General features: G+C 58.0%; 1 protein-coding gene. It reads left to right on the top strand.

Going from position 1 to position 576, the window contains the following annotated elements; translation table 11 throughout:
- Positions 1–87: 87 nt before the first annotated feature.
- A partial coding sequence (locus AC0L2A_RS36340) for a formyltransferase family protein (protein ID WP_473612996.1) occupies positions 88–576 on the top strand: 489 nt, incomplete at its 3' end.

The raw sequence follows: 576 nt of genomic DNA, 5'->3' as shown, positions 1-576 counted from the left end.
GATAGGCCACAACCTGCAGCGCGATCAATCTCCTCCAGCGTCTTTGTTGGCAATGGTACGGTCGCAGTTAGGTGCGCGCAGCTGGCAATGGAGGTGGGCCACGACATTCGCGCAGTGCTATGTGGCGACGCTATATTCGCGGATTGGGCGGCTCGCGCCAGTATCCCGTGTATTGCGAGTGTTGACGAGCTCTGCTCTCTTCTGAACGCGGAGCCGGTGGATTGGATTTTCTCCGTTGCCAATCCGCTTATATTGCCACCGGACGTGTTTGGGCGAGCGCGACAACGTGCTTTCAATTTCCACGACGGTCCACTGCCACGGTATGCAGGAACTCACGCGACGTCCTGGGCGCTGCTGGCCCAGGAGAGCGAGTATGCCATCACGTGGCATCGGATCGATGATGGTGTTAATTCGGGTGAGGTGGCGGCTAAGCGCCAAGTGTTAATTGCGCCCACCGACACGGCGTTGAGCTTGAACCTCAAATGTTTTGAGGCTGCAGTCGAGGGCTTCCGCGAGCTTTTAACTGGCTTGGCAAAGGGAGAGCTTACTGCCCATCCGCAGGCGCTGGTGAACAGA

The sequence above is a fragment of the Mesorhizobium sp. WSM4844 genome, assembly GCF_055811775.1.
The sequence above is the reverse complement of the archived record's forward strand: the minus strand, read 5'-3'. Positions and strand labels throughout refer to the sequence as shown.